6 protein-coding genes and 2 tRNA genes are annotated in these 7,121 nt (G+C 67.4%); 6 read left to right on the plus strand and 2 right to left on the minus strand.

The genetic code is table 11. From position 1 onward, the window contains the following. The first annotated feature begins 308 nt into the window (after positions 1 to 308). Positions 309 to 2,165 carry a serine hydrolase domain-containing protein gene (locus tag FMZ75_RS20500; RefSeq protein WP_166145989.1) on the plus strand — a complete coding sequence of 619 codons (1,857 nt, stop codon included), beginning with the start codon at positions 309 to 311 and terminating at the stop codon, positions 2,163 to 2,165. On the opposite strand, the gene FMZ75_RS20505 is transcribed toward FMZ75_RS20500, so the two are convergent. Continuing rightward, positions 2,159 to 3,403, minus strand: coding sequence for a S41 family peptidase (locus tag FMZ75_RS20505; RefSeq protein ID WP_166145992.1), 1,245 nt, complete (start codon positions 3,401 to 3,403; stop codon positions 2,159 to 2,161). The two genes, FMZ75_RS20500 and FMZ75_RS20505, sit on opposite strands and share 7 nt — an antisense overlap. A gap of 191 nt (positions 3,404 to 3,594) precedes the next feature. Here FMZ75_RS20505 and ychF point away from each other — a divergent pair, with 191 nt between their 5' ends. Then, positions 3,595 to 4,692 carry a redox-regulated ATPase YchF gene (ychF, locus tag FMZ75_RS20510; RefSeq protein WP_166145995.1) on the plus strand — a complete coding sequence of 366 codons (1,098 nt, stop codon included), beginning with the start codon at positions 3,595 to 3,597 and terminating at the stop codon, positions 4,690 to 4,692. 202 nt (positions 4,693 to 4,894) lie between these two features. Next, positions 4,895 to 5,284, plus strand: coding sequence for a hypothetical protein (locus FMZ75_RS20515; RefSeq protein ID WP_108918630.1), 390 nt, complete (start codon positions 4,895 to 4,897; stop codon positions 5,282 to 5,284). 1 nt (position 5,285) lies between these two features. Here FMZ75_RS20515 and FMZ75_RS20520 read toward each other — a convergent pair whose 3' ends face one another. Continuing rightward, positions 5,286 to 5,633 (minus strand): hypothetical protein, encoded by a 348-nt coding sequence (locus tag FMZ75_RS20520; protein WP_244594786.1) that lies wholly within the window; start codon positions 5,631 to 5,633, stop codon positions 5,286 to 5,288. Positions 5,634 to 5,771: 138 nt separating this feature from the next. Here FMZ75_RS20520 and FMZ75_RS20525 point away from each other — a divergent pair, with 138 nt between their 5' ends. The 3 genes from FMZ75_RS20525 to FMZ75_RS20535 all read left to right on the plus strand — a co-directional run bounded on the left by FMZ75_RS20525 (position 5,772) and on the right by FMZ75_RS20535 (position 6,779). Continuing rightward, positions 5,772 to 6,482 (plus strand): HAD-IA family hydrolase, encoded by a 711-nt coding sequence (locus tag FMZ75_RS20525; protein ID WP_142864269.1) that lies wholly within the window; start codon positions 5,772 to 5,774, stop codon positions 6,480 to 6,482. Between the two features lie 49 nt (positions 6,483 to 6,531). Further along, positions 6,532 to 6,606: transfer RNA gene (locus FMZ75_RS20530), tRNA-Val, on the plus strand. Between the two features lie 98 nt (positions 6,607 to 6,704). Beyond that, positions 6,705 to 6,779: transfer RNA gene (locus FMZ75_RS20535), tRNA-Thr, on the plus strand. Positions 6,780 to 7,121 lie beyond the last annotated feature (342 nt).

The raw sequence follows: 7,121 nt of genomic DNA on the forward strand, positions 1-7,121 counted from the left end.
GGCGCGGGCGCGGCGGGTTGCGACGTCGCGGCCGGCGCCGGGGCGGGCGCCGCGGCGGCGGTCGGCTCCGCGGCCGTCTGCGCCAGCGCGGGAAGGATAGGCGCGGCGAGCGAGGCGGCGGCCGCCAAAGTCGTGAAAGCGAGACGAAGCTGTCGAATCCGTAACTTGTGTCGCATGTCGTTCCGCGCCAGAATCGCGCCCGAAAGTCGCCGATGCATTGCTTTATCGGAGCTTTTCCGCCTTGCGAGGCCCGCGGTCAACCCGCCGGGCGCCCCCGCGGCGATATTCCGCGAAAGGATTTTCGAAAGATGCGGCGTTTTTTCCGTCTTTTTCTCGCGGCCATCGGGATTGTTCTCGCGGTCTGCCGCGGCGCTTCCGCCGCGCCCGCCCTCGAAGCGAGCGATGTCGCGGAGCTCGTCGATCCGATCATGACGGAATGGATCGACCATGGCGGCGCCGGCGCCGTGGTCGTGGTGGTCGATCGCGACCGCACGATCTTCGCCAAGGGCTATGGCCTCGCCGACAAGGACACGAACCGTCCCTTCACAGCCGGTCGAACGCTCGTTCGACCGGGGTCGATCTCCAAGCTCTTCACCGGAATTGCGGCGATGCAGCTCGTCGACGAAGGCAGGCTCGATCTCGACCGCGACGTCTCCGACTATGTCGGCTTCGCGATCCCGACGCCGCCCGGCGGCCGCCCCGTGACCTTGCGCCTTCTGCTGACGCATCGCGCCGGTTTCGAGGAACATTTCAAGGATCTCTTCTCCCGCGCGAGCGAGCCCATGCCGCTCGCCGCCTGGGTCGCGAAATCGCTTCCGCCGCGCATCTTCCCCAATGGCGATGTGACCGCCTATTCGAATTACGGCATGGCGCTCGCCGGCTATGTCGTCGAGCGCGTCTCCGGAGAGAGCTTTCCCACTTATGTCGAGCGTCACATTCTCACGCCGCTGCGCATGGAGCGCGCCACCTTCCGTCAGCCTCTGCCAGAATCGCTCGCGCCGCTGATGGCGAAGGGCTATCGCGGCCTCGGCTGGCCGCCGCTCGATTATTTCGAGACCATAGCCGCGGCCCCGGCCGGCGCCCTCGCCGCGACGGGCGAGGATATGGGCCGTTTCATGCGCGCGATTCTGAATGGCGGCGAGCTCGACGGCGCGCGGATTCTCCCCTCCGCGCGGCTGGAGCAGATGCTGACGCGGGATGCGCCGGGCGGCGAGCTCGGGCTCGTCTTCATCATGCGCCGGCTCGGCGGAGCCGAAGCCGTCGGCCATGGCGGCGGCACGCAGGCATTCTTCAGCGATCTGGAGCTGTTTCGCGAGAGCGGCGTCGGCGTCTTCGTCTCGCGCGACGGCTTCAGCGATCAGCAATCGCCGCCGGATGTCGCGCAAGCCTTGGCGAAGCGTCTCGCGCCGGAGGAGGCGCCCGCGGCCGCGGCGCCCGCTGATCCCCGGCTGGCGGGCGTCTATCGGGGAAGTCGGCGGGCGGAGACCAATTTCATGAGCGTCATGGCCTTGGCGTCGCAGCAGCTCATTCGGGTCGAGCCCGATGGCGGGCTGAGGTTTCTGCCGGCTCTCTGGCCCTTCGGCGCCGGCCGCGCGATGAAGCCTGTCGGCGCCGATGTCTATGAGGGGCCGGGCGGCTGGCGCTTTTCCGCCGTTCTCGGCGCCGAGCCCTATCTCGACGGCGGCGGGCAGCGGCTCATGCGCGCGCCCTGGGCGATCGACGCCCGCTGGCTCGTCCCCGCCTTCGCGGCCAGCGTCGCCTTTGCGCTGTTCTCGCTGCTCGCATGGCCCGTCGCCGCGCTCTGGCGGCGCTGGCGCAAGCGAGCGTCCGACCTGCCGCCCGCGGATCGCCGATGGCTCGTCATCGTCAGGCTCGCGGTTCTCGCCGATCTCCTCGTGATCGCGGCCCTAGCGACGCTCGCCGCGCGCAACGACGCCAGCCTCTTGAACGATGCGTTAGATCCGGCGCTGATCGCGATCTATGCGCTGGCCTGGCTCGGCGCGCCGGGGGGCGGGGTCGCGCTCTTCGTCGCCGTCGACTTCTGGCGCAGGCGCGTCGGCGGGAGATGGACGCGCCTCCATCAGAGCGCGCTGGCGGCGAGCGGGCTCGTCATCGGCTATGTCTTTCTCGTCTTCCACATTGCCGGAACGACGCTGAATTATTGAGCGGAGGTTCGACCCGTCATGCGTCGGAGCAGAGCGGCGGCGGCCTCCAATTGACGGTCCGCTCCGGCCGAATAGGGGAGGTCGTAAGGAGACGCTAGCGTCGGCTCGACGCCGACTCCCTCCAGCGTGGCGCCATCGACCTCGACTGTCTGCACTGCGAGCAGCAGCAGACTGTCGTCGTCGAGCAGAAAAGCTTGGCCACCCGCCACGGCGCCGGCGGTGCGGCTTCCGACGAGCGGCACGCCGTTGGCGGCCAGCGAGTGAGCCAAGACCTCGGTTCCGCTGCGCGTGCGATGGTTCACGATCGCGACCATCGGCCTGCCACAACGTCCCAAGCGGCTCGACCGCCGTCGTCCGTCGCGCGAGGTGGTGACGAATTCGGGGGCCTTGCCGAGGAATGTGTTGACGGCGTCGGGGCGCGCGCCGCCCCAGCGGCAGCGCAGATCGAGGATGAGGCCGTCGGCCGAGGCCAGAGGCTCTTGCGAGAGCGATCTGTCCACCTGATTTCGGATCGCCTCGGAATGATAGGCCCACATGCGAAGATAGGCGAAGCGCCTGCCTTCACTCTCGACGACTCGCGCGCTCTTGCGCACGCTCGCGAGAAGAACGTCCGACGGCCGCAGCGACGCGACCTTGACGGAAATCTCGACGAGCGGCGCATCCTTTCGCCTGCGGACGGAGACGATCCTCTCGGCTCCGAGCGGGCCGCTCATCGGGTCGTTCGGGCGAAACGGCTTCCCGTCGAGGCCGACGATCTCGTCGCCGGCGAGAAAACCCGCCGCCTCGGCGGGCGTGTCGGCATAGACGGCGGTCACGAAGCTCGCGGAGCCGAAAGTCTCGGTCGCGATGCCGACGCCGGCATAAGCAACCGCGCCGTCCGGCGGAAAGGCCGCGGCGAGCGTGCGCGGACCTCGCGGACGGTAGATGTCGAGATTTTCGTAGTAATCGAGGCTCGATGGCGCATAGCGCGCCGTGTGCGAGAGGCCGAGTGCCGCGAGGAAATCGTCGATGGCCCTCGTCGCCTCGGCCGGCGTCGCCGCCGCCTCGAGAGCGTGCCTATGCGTCGCCAGCGCCTCCTCGACTCGCGCGGGAAAAATGAAATTCGCCCTAGCGAGCTCGACGACCCGCGCGCAGACAGCCGCGGGCGCGTCCGCAGGCTGCGCTCGCCCGAGAGCGGAGCTCAGCGACGCCGCCGCCAGCGTTCCGGCGCCGCGAATGATCTGTCGACGGGTTTGCATAGCCCCCTCATTTTCAAAAAAGCGCTCGAATAAATCCGAGCGCGAACATGAGCGCGTGCTGTGTTCTATTTGCGGCGCCGCCCGCCGATGCGCGCCCCCTCTTCGCCCGCCCTCTTCGCCCGCCCCTTGCCTTTTCTCCCCGTCCCGCCCATACCGCGCCGCAGCGAGATCGCTCGAGGAAACGGGACGCCATGGGCTTCAAATGTGGAATCGTCGGCCTGCCGAATGTCGGCAAGTCGACCCTCTTCAACGCGCTGACGCAGACGGCGGCCGCGCAGGCGGCCAATTACCCCTTCTGCACGATCGAGCCCAATGTCGGCGACGTCGCCGTGCCCGATCCGCGCCTCGAAAAGCTCTGCGAGATCGCCGGCTCCAAGCAGATCATCCCGACGCGCCTCACCTTCGTGGACATCGCCGGCCTCGTGCGCGGCGCCTCCAAGGGCGAGGGGCTCGGCAATCAGTTCTTGGCCAATATCCGCGAATGCGACGCCATCGCCCATGTGGTGCGCTGCTTCGAGGATGGCGACATCACCCATGTCGAGGGCGACGTCGATCCGATCCGCGACATCGAGACGATCGAGACCGAGCTGATGCTCGCCGATCTCGAGAGCCTGGAGAAGCGCGTGGTTCCGCTCGAGAAGAAGGCCAAGGGCGGCGACAAGGACGCCAAGGAGCTGCTCGATCTGATGCGCCGCTGCCTCGATCTGGTGCGCGACGGCCGCCCCGCCCGCCTCGTCACGATCGCGCCGGAGGAGCGCGGCGCGCTCGCCGGTCTCGGCCTGCTGTCGTCCAAGCCCGTCCTCTATGTCTGCAATGTCGAGGAGGGCGCCGCCGCGGAGGGCAATTCCTTCTCGCAGAAGGTCGCCGCGCGGGCGCGCGAGGAGGGCGCGGCGAGCGTCGTCGTCTCGGCCAAGATCGAGAGCGAGATCGCCGTGCTGCCGGCCGAGGAGCAGAAGGACTATCTCGAGGCGGTGGGGCTCGAGGAGCCGGGCCTCAACCGCGTCATCCGCGCCGGCTATGCGCTGCTGCGCCTCGTCACCTACTTCACCGTGGGACCCAAGGAGGCGCGCGCCTGGACGATCGAGCAGGGCACGCGCGCGCCGCAGGCGGCGGCCGTCATCCATACGGATTTCGAGAAGGGTTTTATTCGCGCCGAGACGATCGCCTATGAGGATTATGTCGCGCTGCGCGGCGAGGCGGGCGCGCGGGAGGCGGGCAAGTTCCGGCTCGAGGGCAAGGACTATGTCGTCGCCGACGGCGACGTGCTGCATTTTCGATTCAATACCTGACGCGGGGGCGGCGCTCCTGAGGCGGGAGCGGCGCTGGCCGCGCTATTGATGCGCTTGTCGAGGGCGACTGTTGCTCGACACTTTTGCAAAGGCGCCGGGGCCACAGGCGCTATCGCACGCTCTGACCCGCCATGCCTCTGGCCATGCGCCGCCGCCGCCTTATCTCTCCCGATTCGCAAGGTTCGCGGCAAGGGAGGGACGCATGAGCGATCGCGGCGTCATCGAGCAGAGGGGGAACGGCCGAGGCCAATTTCGAGGCCGCCCTTATGACATAGCCTGCCTGGTCCTCGGCGGGATCGTCTGCATCGCGCCTTGGCTTTTCGGCTATCATCACGACGTCACGGCGGCCGCGGCGAGCTGGATCGCCGGCAGCTTCATCGTCGTCGCGGCGGCGATCGCGCTCACCAGCTACACGCGGCTCTTCCGCGAGGTGAATGTCGTGCTCGGCGCGCTTACGGCTTTCGCGCCATGGCTGCTGCGCTTCGAGCACAATGTCCCCGCCGCCGTGGCTCTCGGCGCGCTGGGCGGGCTCGTCGCCTTTATCGCGGCCGCCGAGCTTTTGTTCTGGCCGGAGACGGATTCCGGCCTCTGAGCTATTTCGCCGGCGGCGTGCAGACCACCGAGCTCTCGTTCAGCACGAAGCAGATCGACATCTGCCCAGAGCGCAGATCGACGCGAAACACGCCGCCCTCACCCGTATGACGCGAGGCTATGAGGGCGTATTCGCTGAATTGTCCGGCCTTGGCGCCCTCGCCCGGCGGATAGCAGAGCGTGACGCCGATGGCGGCGCCTTCCTTCAGCCCATATTGGCAGGCCCCGACCTCGCCGCTGGCGCGGTCGAGCCGAAACACCCGGTTGAGATCTGTCTGCGGGGCGGCGAGAAATTCGTAATTGCCGGCGAGCGCCGCGCCGATCGACGTGAAGAAGATCGGCGCCGCCAGGGCGGCCCCGCGAGAGAGGAGACGAATGGCTGCGCGCAAGGTTACACTCCCTTCGACGAATCACCGGGCGCAGTCTACACGCCGATGCGGCAATCGCGAGACGGCGTCCGGCGCGGCCTCGCGGAGAAGGGCAGGGGGATGGTCGGCGCGCCGATTTTGGTCTTCGATCTCGACGGCACGCTCGCCGACACGGCCGGCGACCTCATCGCCACATTGGGGGTCCTGCTGGAGCGCGACGGCCGCGCGCCCGTGCCGCTCTCGGCCGTGCGCGCGCTGGCCGGCGCGGGGGCGCGGGCGATGATCGAGCGCGGCTTCGCCGCCACCGGGGCGCCGCTCGCGCCGGAGCGGGTGGAGGAGCTGTTTCCGGTCTTCATCGACCATTATCGCGAGCGAATCGCCGTCGAGACCCGGCTTTTCCCCGGGGCCGAGGCGGCGCTGGCGCGTTTCGCCGAGGCCGGCTTCACGCTGGCGGTCTGCACCAACAAATCCGAGGAGCTCGCCTTTCTGCTGCTCGAGCGCCTCGGCGTCGCCGAGCGATTCGCCGCGATCTGCGGCCGCGACACATTTCCAGTGCACAAGCCCGACCCCCGCGCGCTGACGCTGACGATCGACAAGGCCGGCGGAAGGGCCGATCGCGCGGTGATGATCGGCGATTCGCAAACCGACATAGCGACGGCCAAGAACGCCGGCGTGCCGGTGGTGGCCGTGGATTTCGGCTATACGGATATTGCGGTTTCGAGTTTCGGCCCGGACCGGGTGATCTCCCATTTCGACCAATTATGGCAGGCCGTGGCTTCGCTTCGGGCTCTAGAAGCCTCGACGTGCACAGAAGCCTCGCCCTGCACTTGACGGAATGCGCCGTCGTCTCTTAGAGACATAGTCGGCCACTAAGGCTTTCGGGCGGCTAGCTCAGCGGGAGAGCACTCCCTTCACACGGGAGGGGTCACAGGTTCAATCCCTGTGCCGCCCACCATTCCCCCAGTTTCGCTGAAATTCGTCGTCGACGGCGCGCTCGAGCTCATGGCGAATGTCTTGCGTCGGCGCGATCACTGTGGCACAAGGCCGCCCGACGCTGCAGTAGCTCAGTGGTAGAGCACTCCCTTGGTAAGGGAGAGGTCGAGAGTTCAATCCTCTCTTGCAGCACCATCGCCTCTCCCCCTCGGCAATTTGCGACCACAGGCTCCGCGAGCCTCTTCGTGCGTCCAAAATTCGCGCAAAATGAGGATTTCGAAGCGGCCGTGGTGACCGAACCGCCCCGCCCAAACGCCGCAACTTCAATTCGTCATCGGGATGCCGAAAAATAGCTTCGCTTTTTCAATATGATATAAAATTGACGACGGTTTCGTGAAAAAAATCGAAAGGACCTGTTGACAGTTCGGAGGGGGTGGCCCTATAAAGCGGCCATCGACGGCGGCGCTGCCAACGAGCAGCGAACGAAGTCGCTTCTTCGTCTTCTAGCGGAGTTCAGCCACCCGGCTGGTTCGTCGG

It is taken from the genome of Methylosinus sp. RM1 (assembly GCF_011378635.1).
Classification (GTDB): Bacteria; Pseudomonadota; Alphaproteobacteria; order Rhizobiales; family Beijerinckiaceae; genus Methylosinus; species Methylosinus sporium.

Excerpts from the sequence above, each read along its gene's own strand:
- FMZ75_RS20500 (WP_166145989.1), top strand. The coding sequence starts at position 309 with ATGCGGCGTTTTTTCCGTCTTTTTCTCGCGGCCATCGGGATTGTTCTC.
- FMZ75_RS20505 (WP_166145992.1), bottom strand. The coding sequence starts at position 3,403 with ATGCAAACCCGTCGACAGATCATTCGCGGCGCCGGAACGCTGGCGGCG.
- ychF (WP_166145995.1), top strand. The coding sequence starts at position 3,595 with ATGGGCTTCAAATGTGGAATCGTCGGCCTGCCGAATGTCGGCAAGTCG.
- FMZ75_RS20515 (WP_108918630.1), top strand. The coding sequence starts at position 4,895 with ATGAGCGATCGCGGCGTCATCGAGCAGAGGGGGAACGGCCGAGGCCAA.
- FMZ75_RS20525 (WP_142864269.1), top strand. The coding sequence starts at position 5,772 with ATGGTCGGCGCGCCGATTTTGGTCTTCGATCTCGACGGCACGCTCGCC.